General features: G+C 29.7%; 22 protein-coding genes. 12 read left to right on the forward strand and 10 right to left on the reverse strand.

Translation table 11 applies throughout. The features are described 5' to 3' along the window. Positions 1-113 precede the first annotated feature (113 nt). Together CCO88_RS07215 and CCO88_RS07220 are read left to right on the forward strand one after the other, a co-directional pair. Complete coding sequence (locus tag CCO88_RS07215) at positions 114-1,208, forward strand: YeiH family protein (RefSeq protein WP_002822957.1); 1,095 nt, start codon at positions 114-116, stop codon at positions 1,206-1,208. 91 nt (positions 1,209-1,299) lie between these two features. After that, positions 1,300-1,872, forward strand: coding sequence for a hypothetical protein (locus tag CCO88_RS07220; protein ID WP_002805628.1), 573 nt, complete (start codon positions 1,300-1,302; stop codon positions 1,870-1,872). Here CCO88_RS07220 and rsmG read toward each other — a convergent pair whose 3' ends face one another. Then, positions 1,873-2,472, reverse strand: a complete 600-nt coding sequence (gene rsmG, locus CCO88_RS07225; RefSeq protein ID WP_002781929.1) for a 16S rRNA (guanine(527)-N(7))-methyltransferase RsmG — start codon at positions 2,470-2,472, stop codon at positions 1,873-1,875. Then, positions 2,469-3,029 (reverse strand): GTP cyclohydrolase II, encoded by a 561-nt coding sequence (gene ribA, locus CCO88_RS07230; RefSeq protein WP_002778984.1) that lies wholly within the window; start codon positions 3,027-3,029, stop codon positions 2,469-2,471. The genes rsmG and ribA overlap by 4 nt, the downstream gene beginning before the upstream one ends. Before the next feature lie 56 nt (positions 3,030-3,085). On the opposite strand from ribA, the gene hemB reads away from it, so the two are divergent. The 6 genes from hemB to CCO88_RS07260 are packed head-to-tail and all read left to right on the forward strand — an operon-like array spanning position 3,086 to position 8,878. Continuing rightward, the gene (gene hemB / locus CCO88_RS07235; RefSeq protein ID WP_002778983.1) at positions 3,086-4,069 is read left to right on the forward strand and encodes a porphobilinogen synthase; all 984 of its coding nucleotides are present in this window, start codon (positions 3,086-3,088) and stop codon (positions 4,067-4,069) included. Next, entirely contained in the window at positions 4,066-4,977 is a 912-nt protein-coding gene (gene argF, locus CCO88_RS07240; RefSeq protein ID WP_002781926.1) for an ornithine carbamoyltransferase, read from the forward strand. Before hemB ends, argF begins: the two co-directional genes overlap by 4 nt. 50 nt (positions 4,978-5,027) lie before the next feature. Beyond that, positions 5,028-5,519, forward strand: coding sequence for a DUF2603 domain-containing protein (locus tag CCO88_RS07245; protein WP_002778979.1), 492 nt, complete (start codon positions 5,028-5,030; stop codon positions 5,517-5,519). Continuing rightward, positions 5,506-6,861 (forward strand): oxygen-independent coproporphyrinogen III oxidase, encoded by a 1,356-nt coding sequence (gene hemN, locus CCO88_RS07250; protein ID WP_002781924.1) that lies wholly within the window; start codon positions 5,506-5,508, stop codon positions 6,859-6,861. The genes CCO88_RS07245 and hemN overlap by 14 nt, the downstream gene beginning before the upstream one ends. A 10-nt stretch (positions 6,862-6,871) precedes the next feature. Then, positions 6,872-8,137 carry a (Fe-S)-binding protein gene (locus tag CCO88_RS07255; RefSeq protein WP_002781923.1) on the forward strand — a complete coding sequence of 422 codons (1,266 nt, stop codon included), beginning with the start codon at positions 6,872-6,874 and terminating at the stop codon, positions 8,135-8,137. Next, complete coding sequence (locus CCO88_RS07260; RefSeq protein WP_002781922.1) at positions 8,138-8,878, forward strand: DUF5416 family protein; 741 nt, start codon at positions 8,138-8,140, stop codon at positions 8,876-8,878. Between the two features lie 2 nt (positions 8,879-8,880). Here the strand turns inward: CCO88_RS07260 and CCO88_RS07265 are convergent, their stop codons facing one another. The 3 genes from CCO88_RS07265 to CCO88_RS07275 form a co-directional block, all read right to left on the reverse strand. Then, positions 8,881-9,084, reverse strand: coding sequence for a hypothetical protein (locus CCO88_RS07265; RefSeq protein WP_002778970.1), 204 nt, complete (start codon positions 9,082-9,084; stop codon positions 8,881-8,883). A 198-nt stretch (positions 9,085-9,282) separates the two neighbouring features. Then, the gene (locus CCO88_RS07270) at positions 9,283-10,023 is read right to left on the reverse strand and encodes a YaaA family protein (RefSeq protein ID WP_002781921.1); all 741 of its coding nucleotides are present in this window, start codon (positions 10,021-10,023) and stop codon (positions 9,283-9,285) included. 109 nt (positions 10,024-10,132) lie between these two features. Beyond that, entirely contained in the window at positions 10,133-11,236 is a 1,104-nt protein-coding gene (locus CCO88_RS07275) for a JlpA family lipoprotein adhesin (RefSeq protein ID WP_002781920.1), read from the reverse strand. Between the two features lie 197 nt (positions 11,237-11,433). Between CCO88_RS07275 and CCO88_RS07280 the strand changes: the two genes are divergently transcribed. Both CCO88_RS07280 and CCO88_RS07285 read left to right on the forward strand, forming a co-directional pair. Then, entirely contained in the window at positions 11,434-12,273 is an 840-nt protein-coding gene (locus tag CCO88_RS07280) for a cysteine ABC transporter substrate-binding protein (protein ID WP_002781919.1), read from the forward strand. Between the two features lie 42 nt (positions 12,274-12,315). Continuing rightward, positions 12,316-13,563: an MFS transporter gene (locus tag CCO88_RS07285; RefSeq protein ID WP_002778965.1), complete on the forward strand. Its 1,248-nt coding sequence runs from the start codon at positions 12,316-12,318 to the stop codon at positions 13,561-13,563. Here the strand turns inward: CCO88_RS07285 and CCO88_RS07290 are convergent. Next, positions 13,546-14,814 carry a M20/M25/M40 family metallo-hydrolase gene (locus CCO88_RS07290; RefSeq protein ID WP_002839941.1) on the reverse strand — a complete coding sequence of 423 codons (1,269 nt, stop codon included), beginning with the start codon at positions 14,812-14,814 and terminating at the stop codon, positions 13,546-13,548. The genes CCO88_RS07285 and CCO88_RS07290 overlap by 18 nt on opposite strands. A 56-nt stretch (positions 14,815-14,870) precedes the next feature. Here CCO88_RS07290 and CCO88_RS07295 point away from each other — a divergent pair, with 56 nt between their 5' ends. Then, positions 14,871-15,398, forward strand: coding sequence for a thermonuclease family protein (locus tag CCO88_RS07295; protein WP_002781916.1), 528 nt, complete (start codon positions 14,871-14,873; stop codon positions 15,396-15,398). A gap of 9 nt (positions 15,399-15,407) precedes the next feature. After that, positions 15,408-15,581, forward strand: coding sequence for a hypothetical protein (locus tag CCO88_RS10340; protein WP_002778960.1), 174 nt, complete (start codon positions 15,408-15,410; stop codon positions 15,579-15,581). A gap of 4 nt (positions 15,582-15,585) precedes the next feature. Here CCO88_RS10340 and CCO88_RS07300 read toward each other — a convergent pair whose 3' ends face one another. The 4 genes from CCO88_RS07300 to CCO88_RS11045 all read right to left on the reverse strand — a co-directional run bounded on the left by CCO88_RS07300 (position 15,586) and on the right by CCO88_RS11045 (position 19,078). Beyond that, complete coding sequence (locus CCO88_RS07300; protein ID WP_002778957.1) at positions 15,586-16,161, reverse strand: PaaI family thioesterase; 576 nt, start codon at positions 16,159-16,161, stop codon at positions 15,586-15,588. A 76-nt stretch (positions 16,162-16,237) separates the two neighbouring features. Continuing rightward, positions 16,238-17,113, reverse strand: coding sequence for a tRNA 5-methoxyuridine(34)/uridine 5-oxyacetic acid(34) synthase CmoB (gene cmoB / locus CCO88_RS07305; RefSeq protein WP_002778955.1), 876 nt, complete (start codon positions 17,111-17,113; stop codon positions 16,238-16,240). Between the two features lie 613 nt (positions 17,114-17,726). Continuing rightward, complete coding sequence (locus CCO88_RS07310) at positions 17,727-18,626, reverse strand: P-loop NTPase fold protein (RefSeq protein ID WP_002781912.1); 900 nt, start codon at positions 18,624-18,626, stop codon at positions 17,727-17,729. 35 nt (positions 18,627-18,661) lie between these two features. Next, positions 18,662-19,078 carry a P-loop NTPase fold protein gene (locus CCO88_RS11045; RefSeq protein ID WP_002786607.1) on the reverse strand — a complete coding sequence of 139 codons (417 nt, stop codon included), beginning with the start codon at positions 19,076-19,078 and terminating at the stop codon, positions 18,662-18,664. Positions 19,079-19,523: the final 445 nt, after the last annotated feature.

Raw genomic sequence — 19,523 nt, forward strand, 5'->3', positions numbered from 1 at the left:
AAATTTATTATAAAAATTAAAATAATATATTTTTATTATAATATAAAAATGACTATAATGGCAAGAAAATATTTAATTGTAATTTTATAATTGCAAATTAAAGGAGAAAACATATGATAAAAAAAATAGAGCATTATAAAAATATACTGATTTCAAATTTTAAAGGTTTGATTTTTACAGCCTCTATAGTGTTTTTTGCAATGTATCTTTCAAGTGTTCAAAGTATTAAAGATACAACCCATTTAGCAGCAGCTGCTTTTGCTATTATTATAGGAGCATTGCTTTCACCTTGGTTTTTTAAATACCAACATCATTTACAAGCAGGAGTGCACTTTAGTGCTAAAAAACTTTTAAGATTGGGTATTATCTTATATGGTTTTAATATTACTCTAACCGAACTTTTAAGTGTGGGATTAAAAGGCTTTATACTTTCTATGATAGTTATATTTTTTATTTTTATTTTAGCTTTGATTGTGGGTGTAAAGGTTTTTAAACTAGATAAAGAAACTTCCATGCTAGTAGGTGCTGGAAGTGCTATTTGTGGAGCAGCAGCTGTTTTAGCCTTAGAATCAAGCTTAAAAAGTGATCCCTTTAAAGGAATTCTAGCCGTTGGTACAGTGGTGATTTTTGGGCTTGTTTTTATGTTTTTATATCCCATAGTTTTTTCTTTAGATCTTTTTCCTTATTTTAATCAACATGCTATGGGTATATTTATGGGTGCAACTTTACATGAGGTAGCCAATGTTGCAGGAGCTGCTGAAATGGCGAAAGATATGGCAAATTTTGATCAAAGTGCTTCAAATATTGCCATTATTATAAAGATGATGAGAGTGATTTTGCTTGTGCCATTTTTATTGATTATAACTTATTTTTTTGCTAAAAATCAGCATTCAAGTAAGGAAAAAACAGAAAAAAATATAAGTATTCCTTATTTTGCATTTATTTTTTTAGGAGTGATTGTTATAAATACTTATTTGGCAAGTAGGGAAAATTTTCTTGGAATTTCTACAAGTGATATTATATCTTTTGGAAAATTACTTTGCACTCTTTGTATTGTTTTTGCTATGGCTGCTTTAGGACTTCAAATCGACTTTAAAAAATTCTTAAAAAGTGGCTCAAGAGTTTTTGGTTTAGCTTTTGTTTTGGGATTGGTTTTGGTTTTTGGAGGATATTTTCTGACCCTATTTTTTCGAGGTATACTTTGGTAATAAAAATTACTATTTAGAAAAAATTATTTTTTTATAAAAATATGCTATAATTCTCACGCAAATCAAAATTTTATTAAAAAAGGATAAAAAAATGAAAAAAATGTTTTATGGCATCGCAGTCTCTTTGATACTTGCAACAAGTTTGAGTGCTGTTTCTTTCAATCAAGATAGCTTGAAAGTTAGTTTTGAAGGATATAAGACCGAAGATATGGTAGGAGTGGGTGGAGAATTTAAAGATGTTAAATATAAATTTTCTAAAAATACTAGTACTTTGGCAAGCTATTTAAAAGGTGCTAGAGCAGTGGTAAATCCAAGCAGCGTTTTTATGGGTGAGGGCAATGAAATCATTACAGATAATCTTGCTAAAGTATTTTTCCCTAGTTTGCTTGGAAATTCAGATATTAAAGTGGTTTTTAAAGATGTAGTTACAGGTGAGAATAAAGGCGTGATCTCAGCTAGAGTAACTATAGATAAAAAGAGCACGCTTGTGCCTTTAAGCTATACTATAGAAAACAATAAATTTGTAGCCAAAGGACAGCTTGATTTACATGCTTTTAAAAATAGCTCTCAAGCTCTAAAAGCTTTGAGTGATGTTGCACCAGGACATGGCGGAATTTCATGGCCTTTAGTAGATATCGTTTTTAGCGCTGATGTAGTACAATAATTACAAAGTGGTATTCATACCACTTTGAGTATTTTTTAAAACGCAATACCTTCTTAAGCCATTTTCAAAAATATCATAATCTTTCAACCCTTCTACTTCATCAAAAATTTCACTTCCTTTCCAAAGTATAAAAATTGTTTTTTGATCACTTATATTTAAACAAAGTTTTATTAAGGGTTTTACATCCATAAGAGCTCTTGAAGTGATAATATCGGCTTTAAATGAGCTTTTATAATTTTCAACTTTTTCTTTGTATACGGTTAAATTTGTTAAGTTACATTCTATTTTGATACTTCTTAAAAATGCAGCTTTTTTTGGATTGGGTTCAAAAAGATGAAAATTGCTTGGTAAAATAAAGGCTAAAAAAATAGCAGGAAAGCCAGCACCGCTACCGATATCGACTATATTTTTTGCCTTTGAAAAATCAAAATATTTAAGAATTTCAATGCTATCTAAAATATTTTCATCTATATTTTTTAATTGAGTGAGATTATGAATGCGGTTAAATTTATTTAGAATTTCTTTATAGATTTTAAGCTTAGCCCTAAAATCTTCTTCATTAAAATCAGATAAAATTAAATTTAAAAAATCCAAATTCAAAGTAAATGCCCCATTTGATTTTGTTTTACCTCTAAATAATTTGCATTGAAGCGGTTAGGATTTATAAGTATAGGAACGCGCGCCATGATTTTATCTTGTATAGAGTGAATTTTTTGTGGATTGTTAGTAAGTAAATTAACCTTAGAAATTTTATAATGTTTTAGTATAAATTCTACTATTTCATAAGTTCTCTCATCAGCCTTAAAGCCTAGTTGGTGATTAGCTTTTATGGTATCAAAACCCTTATCTTGCAAAGCATAAGCATTGACTTTATTAAAAAGTCCAATTCCACGTCCTTCTTGCCTTAGGTAAATCACCATTCCACCATGTTTTTCTATATATTTTAATGAAAATTCAAGTTGTTCTCCGCAATCGCATTTTAAGCTTCCTAAGGCATCCCCTGTTAAACATTCTGAATGAATTCTTAAATTTAGGATATCTTGTGGAGTGTTTTTAAATATACATAAATGTTCTTTTTCTCCTTCTTTGAAGCTTTGAATTTGAAAACTACCCCATTTGCTAGGTAGATTTGCAATTTCTGAAATTTTTATATCCATTTGCTACTCTTTATAATCAAAATTATGATAACATTGTAGCAAAAAAAGGACAAAAAATGTTTAAAAGATTCCGCAGACTTAGACTTAATGAGAGTTTAAGGGCTATGGTAAGAGAACACACTCTTAGTATTAATGATTTTATTTATCCTCTTTTTGTTGTAAATGGTAAAGGAATTAAAAAAGAAATTTCATCTATGCCTGATGTATTTCAAATGAGTTTAGATGAAATTTTAAAAGAATGTAAAATCATAAGCGAGCTGGGTATAAAAGCGATTATTCTTTTTGGTGTTCTTGAAAATGATAAAAAAGATAGCTGCGGAAGTGATGCGATGGACGATGAGGGACTTATTGCAAGAAGTATAAGAGAGATAAAAAAAGAATTTCCAAATCTTTTTGTTATCAGCGATCTTTGCTTTTGTGAATATACTGATCATGGGCATTGTGGGATAATTGATCCTAAAACCAAAAGTGTAGATAATGACGCAACTTTAGAAATTTCAGCCAAGCAAGCCTTAGTCCATGCAAGAGCGGGGGTTGATATGATAGCACCTAGCGGGATGATGGATGGTATTATAGAAACTTTACGCAAAGCCTTAGATGAGGAAGGTTTTGAAAATTTGCCTATAATGGCATATTCTACTAAATTTGCTTCAAGTTATTATGGGCCGTTTCGTGATGTAGCGGATTCAACGCCAAGTTATGGAGATAGAAAAAGCTATCAAATGGATTTTGCAAATGGAAAAGAAGCCTTAGAAGAAAGCTTGGAAGATGAAGCACAAGGAGCGGATATTTTAATGGTAAAACCCGCTTTAGCTTATCTTGATGTAGTGAAAGAAATTTCACTTCATTCTAATTTGCCTTTGTGTGTTTATAATGTAAGTGGTGAGTATGCCATGCTAAAAGCAGCGGGTCGTGCAGGAGTGATTAATTATGAAAAAGTTTTATATGAGACAATGATAGCTTTTAAAAGAGCGGGTGCAAAGCTAATTATCACTTATCACGCTAAAGAATTAGCTAAAATGTTAAAAGGAGAAAAATGAGACATTTTTTAACACTAAGAGACTTTTCTAAATATGAAATTTTAAGTCTTGTAGAGCATGCAAGCGAGCTTAAAAAAAATCCCAAAAAGCTTTTGCAAGATAAAACTTTAGCAATGATTTTTGAAAAAAACTCCACAAGAACTAGAATGGCTTTTGAGCTTGCTATCACAGAGCTTGGCGGAAAGGCTTTATTTTTAAGCAGTAATGATTTGCAATTAAGCCGAGGTGAGCCTATAAAAGACACAGCTAGAGTTATTGGGGCGATGGTTGATTTTGTAATGATGAGGGTAAACAAGCATGAAAGTTTAGTAGAATTTGCAAAATATTCTAAAGCACCAGTTATCAATGCTCTAAGCGAGCTTTATCATCCAACGCAAGTTTTAGGGGATTTACTCACTATAAAAGAATGTGGCAAAATGAAAGATGATATAGCTAAGGTGGCCTTTGTGGGCGATAGCAATAATATGTGTAATTCTTGGCTTATTGCAGCTGCGATTTTGGGATTTGATTTTAGTGTTGCATTGCCAAAAAATTATGAAATCAATAGTGAAATTTTAGAATTTGCCAAAGAAAAAGCAAAAATTTCGAGAGCAAAAATCTTTTTGACTCATGATAAATTTGAGGCCATAAAAGGTAAAGATGTAGTCATTACCGATACTTGGGTTTCTATGGGTGAAGAGAGTGAAAAAGAAAAGAAAATTAAAGATTTTGACGGCTTTATTATTGATGAAGAGGCTATGAATGCGGCAAATCAAGATGCGATTTTATTGCACTGCTTACCTGCTTATAGGGGTTATGAAGTAAGCGAAGAGAGCTTTGAAAAGCATTCAAAAGTGATTTTTGAAGAAGCAAAAAATCGCCTTTATGTGGTAAAAGCCTTGCTTTGCTTTTTAAATAAGGAAAAATAAGATTTTATAATAATTTCATAAGTTGGAGAAGATAGGATAAGGAGTTTTTAGTGAAAGAACTTGAAAAATATAGCAATTGCTTAAAACGCATTGATGAATTTAGCCAAAATTTAGGCATGAAAAAAGAGGATAGAGCTATATTTGAAATGAAGCAAAGTGAGAATGAAAACGAAAAATGCTTGATACTTAAAAATGGTAGTTTTGATTCTCCTGAACCTTGGTTTATAATGGATGAAAATGATCAAATTCATACACTTATTTCTTTAAATAGTCTTAAAAATATTTTAGAAAATTTAAAACAAACTCAAAAAGAGAATTTTGAACTTCGCCTTGAAAAAGCGATTTATCAGCAAATTCCTATTGATTTTAGTGATGTGTGGATAGTGGCAATGGATGAGATAAAACGCAAGGCGCAAGAGGGTGTTATGGAGATCAGTATTGATCTTGAAAAATTGCTTGCAGATATTAAAAAAGAACATCCAAATTTATTTGTAGATATGCAAGCTATGGTAGAAAGGGTAAAAAATAATGAGAGATTATAAGGCTTTTGTGAAATATTCTAAGGCAGGACCGCGTTATACTTCTTATCCTACTGCAGTGGAATTTAACACAAATTTCAAATATGAAGAATATATAGAAATTTTAAAAAAGCAAAACAAAGCTTTATCGCTTTATTTTCATTTGCCTTTTTGCAGAAGTGCTTGTTATTTCTGTGGCTGTAATGTTATTTATACCGCCAAAGAAGAAAGTAAGGAGAGATATTTAAAATATCTTTTTCAAGAACTTGATATTTTAAGCACTATTATAGATACTAAAAGAGAAGTGGTGCAAATGCACTTTGGTGGTGGGACGCCTACTTTTTTTAGTGCTAAACAGCTAGAAAGTTTAATTTTAAAAATTAAATCTGTTTTTGGAAATTTTACCAAAGATGCTGAAATTAGCTGTGAAATTGATCCGCGTTTTTTAAATGAAGAGCAAGCTGATGTTTTAACCAAAAATGGTTTTAATCGCATCAGTTTTGGCGTGCAAGATTTTGATGAAAGAGTGCAAAAAGAAATTCATAGAATTCAACCCTTTGAGCTAACGCAAAATGCTTTAAAATTGGTAAGAGATAGGGGGATAAAATCTGTCAATATGGATTTGATTTATGGTTTGCCTTTTCAAAGTTTGCAAAGCTTTGCTAAAACCTTGGAAAAAGCTATGCTTTTAAATCCGGATCGTTTGGCTATTTTTAATTACGCTCATGTACCTTGGCTTAAGAAAAATATGAGAAAATTTGATGAAAATACTTTGCCAAGCCCTGATGTTAAGCTTGAAATTTTGGAATTTTGTGAGAAATTTTTGACTCAAAATGGTTATAAAATGATAGGTATGGATCATTTTGCCAAAGAAGAAGACGAGCTTTTTAAAGCTTTGGAAAATGGGACTTTACATAGGAATTTCCAAGGCTATACTACTAAGGGCGGCGCAGATTTGATCGGTATAGGACTTACTAGTATAGGAGAAGGACAAAGTCATTATGCACAAAATTTTAAAGATATGCCAAGCTATGAAGCTGCGATTAGCGAGGGAAGATTGCCTTTTGAAAGAGGGATTAAGCTAAGCTATGATGATGAGCTTAGAAAAGCTGTGATTATGGATTTGATGGCAAATTTTAGACTAGATATTAAAGCCATAGAGAAAGAATTTAAAATCAATTTTAAAGAGTATTTTAAAGAAGATTTAAAAGCTTTGGAGGAATATAAAGAATTTATTAATTTGAGTGAAAATTTTATTTTAGTAAATGAAACAGGCGTTTTGTTGATACGAAATATAGCTATGTGTTTTGATGCTTATATGAAAAATATAAGTGAAGATAAAAAAGTCTTTTCTAAAACGGTTTGATGGGGTGGTGATGAATTTTAGTCAAATAAGTGATGCTTGCGTTAAATGTGGAAAATGTATTCCGGTTTGTACTATTCATGAAGTAAATCGCGATGAAACTACAAGCCCTAGGGGTTTTTTAGATCTTTTAGCAGCTTATAAGGAAGAAAAATTAGAGCTAGATAAAGAGGCTAAAAAGATTTTTGAATCCTGTTTTTTGTGTACAAATTGCGTCGAGGTTTGTCCGAGTAAATTAAGAGTAGATAATGCCATCGAAGAAGTGCGCTATGATATAGCTAAAAAATTTGGTATAGCATGGTATAAAAAAATTATCTTTTTTTTCTTAAGAAAGCGTAAAATTTTAGATTTGGTCGCGAAATTAGGCTATGTGTTTCAAAGCTGTGCTTTTAAAATTCAAAGTCAGGATCAAAATGTAGGTATGAAGGCTAAATTTTCCATGCCTTTTGTTAAAAAAGGAAGATTGCTTACGAGTTTTAATAAAAAAAGTTTTTTAAATTCAAACCCTGATTTTATCGACAATGGAGGAGAAAAAACTGTAGGTTTTTTTGTGGGTTGTTTGGCAAATTATTTTTACATAGACACAGCTAATGCTGTACTTAAAATCGCCAAAGAAGTAAAAATCAATGTGGATTTAATGAAAGAGCAAGTTTGTTGTAGTGCACCGCAATTTTTTACAGGTGATTTTAAAAGTGTTGAAATTTTGGCTAAGAAAAATATAGAATATTTTGAAAAAAAATTAGAAAAGCTTGATGCTATTATCATTCCTGAGGCAACTTGCTCGGCAATGTTGAAAATAGATTTAGAACATTTTTTTAATATGCAAAATGAGCCAGAGTGGGCCAAAAGAGCTCAAAAGATTTCCTCTCGCATCTATATGGCTAGTGAGTATTTTTATAAATTTACAAATTTAAAAGAGCTTTTAGAAAGTAAGAAAAAGCTTAATTATAGCATTACTTATCATGATCCTTGTCATGCGAGAAAGATGCAAGGGGTTTTTAAAGAGCCTAGAGAGCTTTTAAAAGCAAATTATCATTTCGTTGAAATGAGTAATCCTAATGCATGCTGTGGTTTTGGTGGGGTAAGTATGCAAACGGATTATTATGATAGGGCTTTGAGCGTAGGACTTAAAAAAGCAAGTATGATTGATGAAAGCAAAGCTTGTGTAGTTAGTGCCGAATGTTCGGCATGTAGAATGCAAATTTCAAATGCTTTGGAGCAAAATTCTAGTAAAGCAATTTTTGCAAGTCCTTTGGAACTTATAGCGAAAGCCTTATAGATGAAAATAACTTTTCAAGGTAAAAGTGATGAATATGAGATAGAAAAATCATATTTTTACAATAGGGCATTTATAGTTAAGGATAAAATTCCCAATAGAGATAAGATCGACTTTATAACTGATAGTGTAAGGCTTTTGGAATTTAGTGATCATAGCTTTGAATTTGATGAAATTTTAAAATGCTTGTATGATGAAAATGAAGAAAATACCATCATAGTAGAGGAAATTTTTACAACAAGTCAAATAAAACAAGATGAAGAGCCACGCAATCCACCTTTAGAAATAAAGATTGATGAAGCTCCTAAAAATAATACAAGATTTACTCCTTTTAATACTTTTTCAAGAATCTTTAACAAGGATTGCTTTATTTTTACATCCGATAATTGTGAGCAAAAAGAAAGTGTGAAGGTAGAAAAAAATCAAAAATTGAATATTTTTGAATTATTGAAAATTGAAGATTTAGATGCTAGTTTTGTAAAGATTGAAATTTTAGATTATGATGCTAGTAATGACAGTGTGAATTTTGACCTTGATGCCTTTCCTAGCGGAGCAAGTTATAAGTATGGAATTTCTCAAAACACCATGTATATAATTTTACAAGGAAAAATGCCAAGCCTTTTACTTCTTGATTTTTTAAAAAGTTTTGTTTATAAAAACAAAAAAGAGCTAGCTTGTGAGAAAACATTTGTTTTAATGTTAAATCACAAGTTAGTTTATGAGCTTAAGGCTTTTTTTACTTGAAATTATTTGTTGATACTTTCAATATCAGAGCGATTTTTTTCAATCAAAGAGCGATTGTTTTGAGTAGTGTTTTTAAGTTCATTCACTTCTTCTTTTATATTTTGTATGCTTTGATTTAAAAGCTCAAGTTTTTTCTCATAGCGCATGATGAGCATAAATACAATAAATAAAAATATAATAATTAAAAATACAAAAAAATACTGCACTTGTTCTCCTTTATTCTCACCTATAATACTATAAATAATTTTCTTAAAAAGAGATGATTTTAGGTATTAATTTTTAATTTCATAAAATTAAACAAAATAAAACAAATATTTTTTAAAATTATATCTATATTGAAACAATATTTTTAAAATTGATTATTAAATAAGAGGGTATGGCGAGAGATAAATTGTGTTTGGAAATTAATCTAAAATTTCAAGCACAATTTCTTCTTTTAAACCCTTGTTTTGAATTTCTTTAAGACTTAAATTAGATGGAAGATGATTTAAAATCTCAGCATTGTTTTTAGCTTTAATCCTTGCGCAAAGAGCAAGTAAAATCCCCCTATAAGCTTTAGCAAAATGGCTAACTACCTTACCCTTTTTTATAAATTTATAAGTACTAAATTTACGCTTTGGGGTGTAAAATTTATCATAAAAACCCGCTCTTAAATCAAGCAGTTCTTCATTTTTTAAATATTCATCTAAAGCTTTACTAAAATGTTCTTTGTAAAATTTTTCTAAAGCAAAATTATTTATTTTCGCGCCTTGTTTGAATTTATAAAAAGGCAAATGATCGCTTGCTTTAACTATCCCGAAAAGATTTGAAAAAATAAGAGTGTTTTCAAGGATGTATTTTTGACTTTCTTTATCTAAAATATCAAAATTTAAATACTCATAACTCACCCCGCTATAAAGCGTTATAGCTTGTTGGGTAGGAGAATTTTTTAAATCTCTTTGAAAATTAGAAATTTCATTTTCATTTTTTATACCAAAAAGTTCTTGCAAGGCTTTCAAATCAGCGTTATTGATATATTCTTCATATTTTTTTACAGCTTGCATTCTAAAATCAAATAAATTTTCAAATATAAAAGAGCTTTTATCTATAGGTTTTTCTTTGCAAGTATCGTTTTTGCTTTCGCTAGGAGAGAATAAAATTTTCAATTTTGTCCTTTTTAAATCTTTAAAATTAAAGACTAAAAAGTATCGAAAAATATATAAAACTAGGCTTAAAAAAGGTAAAAGAGTATATGGAGATTTCTCTCCATATTACTTAAAAGCCTGTTGCACCTCCAAGCATTATAGGTATCATCATAAAGCCAAAAAGTATTCTAAGTGTTTCTGTAAAGTCTTGATTGTTAACAGTTAGCTTTTCTACTGCGTTAATACCTTCTTTAGGATAATCACTTAATGCAATAGGTTTAAATTTAGCTTCTAAATCAAGTTTATAGACTTCATCTTTTGTGATTTCATTTAGAGCCAACAAAGCTTTATCTATAAGCAAGGTTTGTTCTTCATTTTGACTTTGAATTTTAAGAGCTTCTAGGCCACCTTTAGCGATTGTTATATAATTTTCAAAAACACCCTGGGTATCTAAAGAAGAGTTAATTTTAAAATTATTTAAGATAACGCTTTCTTGTATAGGTTGAGCAAATCCTTGCTGATCTAGAAGTTCTTCTACGGCTTTTTCATCTATTGCATAGGTTTGTGTATTGTATTTAATTCCTGCTTTTTCGAAGAAATCAAGCAAGCTTTGTTTGTAGTCAAAATTTAAATTCATATCGAAATTTAAGTCTTGATTGTTTATTTTCATGTTGAAATTGTTATTATAATCGCTATTTTTTACAAAAAGTGAATTTTCAAATGAAAGTGTAAAGACACCCGAACTAAGTTTAGCGAGATAATCTTGAATCTTTGGATCGCTTTGAGATAAGCTTGCATTGATATCGCTGATTACTTTTTCTCCAAGTTTAAATCCTTCTAGGGTAAAACTTGTTTTTAAATTTTTATTTTTACTCAATAGATTATCGTAATAATCTTTTAAAGAGATTAAGCCTTGCTCCTCTCCTGTGTAAATTTCATTAGAATAAATTTCTAAATTTTTTGCTTCGATGAGTTTTTGCTCTGTTTGGGTATTGTCTTTTGCAAAAACATTAAAATTAGGGCTTGAACATCTAAGAAACATTCCATCGCCTTTACAAGAAAAATTAGAAATTTCTATTCTTACACCCATATCTTGTTGAAAATCCTTAAGGGTTTCATTTATTTGAGTGTTAAGACGCTCCTCATATTTTGCAACTGTTGTTTTATCAAGCGAGTTGCTGCACGCTGAAAAGAAAAATATAGCACCTAGGGTTAGAGCAATACTTTTTTTCATAAAATCTTCTCCTTAATATAGTTTTATAAATTATAACAATCTTATACTTAAATTTTTATGCTTTGATATTGATATTACTTTTTTACACAAGAAGAAATAATTTTATCTTAAAAAATTGAAATATGCTTTTTTTTAAAGTATAATGCTTTTGCATTTTTTGCAAAATAAATTAGGGTTTATACCAAGAAAGGAAAAGTATGAAAAAAATGCTCTTAAGTATTTTTACAACCTTTGTTGCAGTATTTTTGGCTGCTTGTGGAGGAAATTCAGATTCTGGTGCTTCAAATTCTCTTGAAAGAATCAAGCAAGATGGAGTAGTAAGAATAGGAGTTTTTGGAGATAAACCGCCTTTTGGTTATGTAGATGAAAAAGGCGTAAATCAAGGTTATGATATAGTCTTGGCGAAACGTATAGCAAAAGAACTCTTAGGAGATGAAAATAAGGTGCAGTTTGTATTAGTTGAAGCTGCAAATAGGGTGGAATTTTTAAAATCAAATAAAGTTGATATTATTTTAGCTAATTTTACTCAAACACCTGAAAGAGCAGAGCAAGTGGATTTTTGCTTACCTTATATGAAGGTAGCTTTAGGTGTGGCTGTGCCTCAAGATAGCAATATCAGTAGCATAGAAGATTTAAAAGATAAAACTTTACTTTTAAACAAAGGAACTACTGCTGATGCGTATTTTACAAAAGAATATCCTGATATTAAAACATTAAAATACGATCAAAATACCGAAACTTTTGCCGCTTTAATAGATCAAAGAGGTGATGCTTTAAGTCATGACAATACTTTGCTTTTTGCGTGGGTAAAAGAACATCCTGAATTTAAAATGGCCATTAAAGAATTGGGCAATAAAGATGTAATTGCTCCTGCTGTTAAAAAAGGTGATAAAGAGCTTGAAGAATTTATTGATAATCTAATCACAAAATTAGGAGAAGAACAATTCTTCCATAAAGCTTATGATGAAACTTTAAAAAGTCATTTTGGAGATGATGTAAAAGCCGATGATGTAGTTATTGAAGGCGGTAAAATTTAACAAAAAAAGGGCTTTTGCCCTTTAGTTGATTTAGGATAAAATATGCAAAAAAAATACAAAAATATAATTTATGCTTCTTTGGGCGGAATTTTAGAATTCTATGATTTTGTGCTCTTTGCCTTTTTTTTGGATATTTTTGCTAAGGTTTTCTTTCCTCAAAATGATACTTTTTGGATGCAAATAAATGCTTATATAGCCTTTGGTGCTGCTTATTTGGCGCGTCCTTTTGGATCTATTGTTATGGCGCATTTTGGCGATAGATACGGGCGTAAAAATATTTTTTACATATCTATGCTTTTTATGGTTTTGCCTAGTTTTGCTTTGGTGTTTTTGCCAAGCTATGAGAGTATAGGTATACTTGCTACATTGATTTTATTTTTAATTCGCATTTTACAAGGCTTAGCTGTAGGGACAGAAGTAAGTGGAGCTTGGGTATATGTAAGTGAATTTGTTAAAGGGCGTCAAGTTCCTTTAGCTTTAGGTTTTATTTCAGCAACTTTGACTATAGGTTTATTGCTAGGAAATCTTGCCACTTTAGGGATAAGATCTTATTTTAGCGCGCAAGAGGTTGAAGAGTATGCTTGGAGAATTCCTTTTATTGTAGGAGGATTTTTTGGATTTTTTGCCTTATTTTTAAGAACAAAACTTAGCGAAACTCCTGAATTTGAAAGAATAAAAAAAGAAAATAGACTTTTAAATTTTCCTTTAAAGGACGCACTTAAAACTTATAAAACAAGCATGTTAGTATGCTTTTTAATGACCGTTGTTTTAACCAGCGGTGTAGCGACTTTGATGATACTTCCAAAATATCTTGAAGAGTTATTGTCTATAAATAAAACCTCGGCTTTATGGATACAAAATTTCGCTATTTTGGCTGTTATTTTAGGGGCATTGATTCAAGGAATTTTGGCTAGCAAGTGGGGAAGTTATAGAATTTGTTCTATTTTTAGCATAACTTTTATGTTTTTTGGCATGCTTTTTAGTTTTTATGATGCAAATTTCTTATTTTATTTTTTACTTGCTTGTTTTGCTCAAGGAATTATTACTTTTGCTCCTGTTTTTATGACTCAAATTTTCAAAAGTGAACTTAAATTCAGTGGACTTAGCTTTGCTTATAATATTTCTTATGCACTTTTAGGCTTTTTAACCCCTTTTATAGTCAATGCTTTTTATAAAGAATATATGGGTGTCTATCTTATGGTGGTAGGATGCTGCTCCTTATTTAGCGTATTTTTACTTAAGCGTATTTTTGCAAGGAGCGAGGCAAAAGAACTAAGCGTTGTCTTTTAAAACTTCAAAAACAACTCTAGATATTTTTTCTACCGAAGTGATTTCGCAGTGCTCATCAGTTGAGTGGGGATTGTGGATATTTGGCCCTATAGAAGCACATAAAAGTTCTTGTTTTTTTTCTATGATGCCGCATTCTAATCCTGCATGGATAGCCGAAACTCTAGCTTTGGGCGATACTTTTTTAAGAGCTTTTAGCACTTTATCGCTCAGTGCATTAGCTTTGCCTTCCCAAGGGGGATAAAAATTAAAACTTCTTACTTTATAGCCAAAAGCTTTAAAAAATTCCATGGTTTCAAATTCTATCTGTTTTAAACCATCTAATATATTAGATCTTGCAAAAAGTGTAAATTTGATTTGTTGATTTTCCATTTTTAAAGTGGCTAGGTTGATGCTAGTTTGCACTATGCTCAAATGTTCATCATAAGCTCTAACTCCATGTGCGAAAGCATTGATGGTATTTAAAAGCTTTTCATTTTGATCGCAAATTTCAAATTCACCTTCTTCTTTAAATTCGCATTTTATCCACCCATTGCCTTTTACTTCATTTTCAAAATGCACCAAAGCTTTAGCATGCTTAGGGATAGAATTTATCCTTTCTCCACCTTCAAAAGAGATGATTTTTCCTTTATTTTCTTTGATAAATTTAGCCATTTCCTTGATAGAATTTTTTTCATTGCGCACGATATTGATCCCTGAATGTCCCCCTTTAAAATTTTGTGCTTGAAGTTCATAAATTTTACCTCTTGCTTTAAGAGTGCTAAAGCTTAGCTCAGCTTCTATATCTACTCCACCTGCACAACCTATCATGATCTCATCATCGCTTTCATGGTCTAAATTTAAAAGCATTTTGGAACTTAAAGTGTGCTCGAGTGAATTTACTCCCATGAGTCCGACTTCCTCATCATTTGTAAAAAGGCATTCTAGATTTTCAAATTCAGCCATAGCGCTCATCATAATGGCTATTCCTATGCCATTATCCGCTCCAAGACTTGAATTTTTAGCTCTTAAAAAGCCATTTTCTTCATATACTTCTACTTTTGGAGCTTCTCCCATGCAAACCATATCATAATGACTTTGGAGGCAAATTTTAGGATTTCCTTTAATAGCGTGAATATTTCCTGCTTTATCTATGCTTACTTTAAAGCCTTTATCTTTAGCATAGGAGCTTAAAAATTCTTTCATTTGTTCTGTTTGATAGCTACAATGTGGAATCTTGCACAAATTTTTAAAATTTTCTATAACATTTTGCATTCCATCTCCTTTTTTTTGTTAAAATTATGGCATATTTTTAAAAATTTAAGGAAATAATGAGAATAAATTATAAAAAATTATTCAATTTAAGAAAAATTGCAAGCGATCCTAAGAAACTTTTAGCATTTTTGATTTTTGCTTTAATGATCGCTTTTGTACAAAATTATATAGTACAAAATCCTAGTTTTAAAGCTCAAGTGATTAGGGTGATTGATGGTGATACCATAGAAATTAGTACCAACAATAAAACCAGTAAAATACGATTTTTTGGCATAGATGCGCCTGAGTTAAAGCAAAATTTTGGCAAACAATCAAAAGCAGCACTTGAGAAAATTTTAAAAGATAAGGAAGTTTATATTTTTTCTAAAAACAAAGATAATTATGGTAGAATTGTCGCTATTGTAAAGCTTAAAGATGTGGATATTAATCAGTTTTTAGTGAGTCAAGGATATGCTTGGGCGGATACATATTACACCAATGCTTATATTAAAGAGCAAGAAAAAGCTCAAAAAAATAAACTGGGTCTTTGGAAAGATGATAATCCAATAGAGCCTTATAAATGGCGCAAACAAAATAGATTTTAAAGGCAGGTAATGAAAAAATATATTTTAATGCTAGCTTTGCTTTTTGGAATATCAGGATGTTTTGTAAATGAAAGAGGCATTTCAAATCGGTTTTATGATGATTGCCATGAATATTATGATGCAAGTGGAACTTATCATAAGGACTGCCCTAAAAATTGGGTAGATATTAAAATGACTCCTTGATGATTTATTTGCGTAAAGATGCTGATAATGCTGATCCTATCGCTTCAGGATTTACTGTGCTTGTTGGGGAATCAGGATTTTCTGCTGCTTTGGCTGTATTAAGAGGAGGTCGCTTGAGTTTAAATATATGCTCATCTATACTAACAACTTGTATGGTTGCTTCAAACATTTTAATCTCTTTTACATGTCCTACAACTTTTACATCTCGCTTTTTAGAAGTTTCATCAAACAAAGCATGAGCTTCAAGTTCTAAAACATCGCCTAATTTAAGTGGAGCATAAAAGAAACATTTTGAACCGATAACAACAGAGAATTCTTTATTGATTGAAGCTTGTGCGACATAGTTTGCAGCAGCAAAAATAAAAGCATCAAAAACTAACCCTTGTTCATCTACAACCATATCGCTTGTAGTGATGAGTATCGACTTTGCAAAATTTTTATCAAGCTCGATAATAGTTCCTGCTAAGGAGGTGTTGAGTTCTGGACAAGTTAAAAGTTCAGCTCTTACACGAGAGATATCCTCAGCGGATGCATATTCTTCAAGTTGTGCATATTCTTCAAAAATATCTTTTTTTGCCATTTTTGCGCCTTTGGTGTTCTATATTATCTACTTCAAAACATTTCTTGATGCTATATCGGCTTAGTAATTAAAAAATTTATACCTTTATGCGAACATAGACTCTTTTAGGTGCCTCATAGCCCTCAATAGTGAGGTTTTTATCGTTTGGATCTAAAAAATTTTCCAAAGAAAAAGAATCAATCCATTCTGTTTTTCTTTGTTCATTTTCATCTGTTGTTTTTGTAGCTAGGACTTCAAAATCTTTAAATCCTGCTCTTTCACACCAATTTTTTAAAGCGCTAATGCTAGGAACAAAATAAATATTAGGGATTTTAGAATAGGTTTTATTAGGAACTAGGGCAATTTCTCTTGGATCTTCTATATACATGGTATCTAAAAATACAGTTCCATTTTTATTTAATCCCGCCTTTAAATCTTTTAGCATTTTTATGGGATCGCTTCTGTGATAAATCACTCCAAGACAGAAAATCACATCAAATTTCAACCCATATTTTGGCAAATCTTCTACGCCTAAAAGCTCATATTTTATAGGAGTTTTAGCAAGAGTATTTATGAGTTCAAATTGTAAGCGATATTTGATTGAAGGATCAAAGCCTATAAGTTTTTTTGGATTAAATTCAAGCATTTTAAACATATAATAGCCATTATTGCAACCAATATCAGCAACACATTTTTGAGAAATTTCACTCATAAAGGGTTTTAAGATATTGAATTTAATAAAGCTTTGCCATTCCGTATCGATAAAAAGTTCATCTATTTTAAAAGGGCCTTTTCTCCATGGTTTTAATTCTTTTGTGAGTTCTAAAATTTCTTTTTTTGCTTGAGAGTTTGTTTTTAGGGTAACACTATCTTCTAAATAAAGCTTAGAATCCAGTTCGACTTCTTTCAAATTCTGAATTTTAGAAAATAGGGGATGATTTAAAAATTGTTTTTCAAGTGGATTTTCTTGCATATTTTTCCTTGATAATCTAATTTTAGAATAATAACAAAAACAATTTGATTATAGGTTAAAATATGTAAAATTATACATATAATATGTTTTTATCAGTAAAATCATTGAAGAATAGATTTTTTATGTGATGAAATATTTTATAAAAATTTACAACTAGTTAAAAAGCATAGTTTAGTTGCTTATAATTGATAAATTTTATTTTTCGTAATTTAAACTTGGTTTTACTATTGTGTAGATAGATTTATCTTTATAATAAATTCTATACTCTTTTCACAGCAAGCGATAAATTTTAAAATAATCGATCGAGTTATTTATCTCTACTTTTACTTAAGTAGAATTTATAGATAGGTAATTCATGAGGTTAAAAGTATCAGGATTGATACCTAATTCTTTGCCTATAACTTTTTAACTTTTCAATTATTTCTTGCATTTGCATGTTAAATCCTTTGATTTTAATTTTAAGAAATTTAAATATAAAAATATAAAAAGTAATGAAAAGCTTTTAATTTGAAAGGTAAAATATGGATATAAAATTTGTACTACAAATCAAAGTCAAAAAATGAGACTTCGATTTGCAAAGCTACTTTATAAAATTTTTCTATTTTAAAAATATTTATTTAGGAAAATTTAATAAAAAATAATATTTAAAAGATGAAGGATAAGTTATTCTTTTCTTTTGGTTGTCTGTATTGTTTTGAATTAGCTGACTATAATCTTGCGGTTGGTTATTTATTTTTGGAAAAATAGACCCAATTAGATTAAAAGCAAAATCCTTATTTGATTTAGTAATTTTTTTTATTTCTTGTTCAATGTTTTCAGGGATTTTTATTTCACTACTTATGTGATCATAAGGATTATATTGTTCAATAAATAACATTCTATTGTCATATATATAATCATAAAGTCTAGGTTCAAATATTTTTAATAATGTGATCACAGCAAAATCATATAAATATAATTCTTGATTTATAGCATTGACTTCAATTTTAAAAGCATTTAAAAACCTCTCCATATCTCTAATACTTTTAAAAGCATCTGCAAAATTATTTTCTTTTATTTTTTTAATAAACTCATCTTTATCCAATGCTTCATGTTTTATATGAATTGTTTTTAGTTTTTTTATAAATATATCTTTTAAGTTTTCTTGACTAACTTTAGGCAATTTAATAGGAACTTGAACTATTTTTTCTATATATTTACCACCTTTATCTTTTTGAATTTTATCTAAAGCTTTAGAAACAATCTCTTCATCATAAGAAAGAATATATATGGTATTTTTAAAATCAGCTATAGATCTTACAAGTTGAAAAATTTCTTGTATATCTGTATCGGCCAATCTATCAAGATCATCAATGACTACGATTATTTTTATGTCTATATTTAATAAAGCGGTGTTAATTTCATTTTTGATTTCATCTAAACCCTTTTTCTCTGCACTTAATAGTTTGTTAAAATTATTAATAATACTTGAAGCTCGAGACATTGCCACTGAAGCAACTGGATCTGCAATCATATAAGATGACATTTTAAATAACAATGATAAATCTTCTAGTTTATTAGGTACTTCAGATAAAAATTTAAATTTTGCATGAGAATATATTTTTTTAAATTTTTAATTTTAAATTTTGGAAATGAAGCTTTACGAATTTCTTTGGCAAGCGTTGTAAAAAAATCGCTGATAAGTTTTTTTCTAGTAGAGATATTCCAAGGATTAAATTTCACTATAATGAAATTTTCATCATCTTTAAAATCCTCCAAAGTCATATTAACGAAAGAGGTCTTTCCACTACCCCAATCACCTATAATTCCAAAAGTAATACTATCTTCTTCTTTATAATTTTTAATAATTGTATTTAGTTGTTCTGCTACTGAATTTCTACCGAACAAATCCTCCTCTTTTTTCTCTATAGGTTTGTCTATATTAACGCTTTCTAATTTTTCTTGTTTGTTTTGATTATTTTCCATAAAATAAGCTCCTTTTGGTTTTTGAGATTATATATAATTTTAACTATGTTTTATGATAAAAAGAACCAAAGGTATTCTAATCACTCTTGAGAGGGTAAAAAATATTTTTGGTTTTTTGCTTTAAATAAGGAAAGATAAAAAGCTATCTATAATTTTTTAAGATCTATTGTTTAGGTTTTTACTAAAATCATCTAGAGATAGTTGGATGTTTTTTGAAAAATATCATTTGTAATTTAAAATAGGTTCTTTGTATCGATTTTTCCTAACTTTTTGGAATAAAAAATAAAAAGTTAGGAGAAAAGTTAGGAAAAAAGTTTCAAAATGGATTTTAATGGAAAAAACTTTAATTTAGGCTTTATATAGCTACAAATGCCTATTTTATCTATATTTTATAAGTCTGATATTTATAGTAGCTTATGGTACAAATGGTGCGGTTAGCGAGATT

This window comes from Campylobacter coli LMG 9860, assembly GCF_000254135.1.
GTDB classification, from domain to species: Bacteria; Campylobacterota; Campylobacteria; order Campylobacterales; family Campylobacteraceae; genus Campylobacter_D; species Campylobacter_D coli.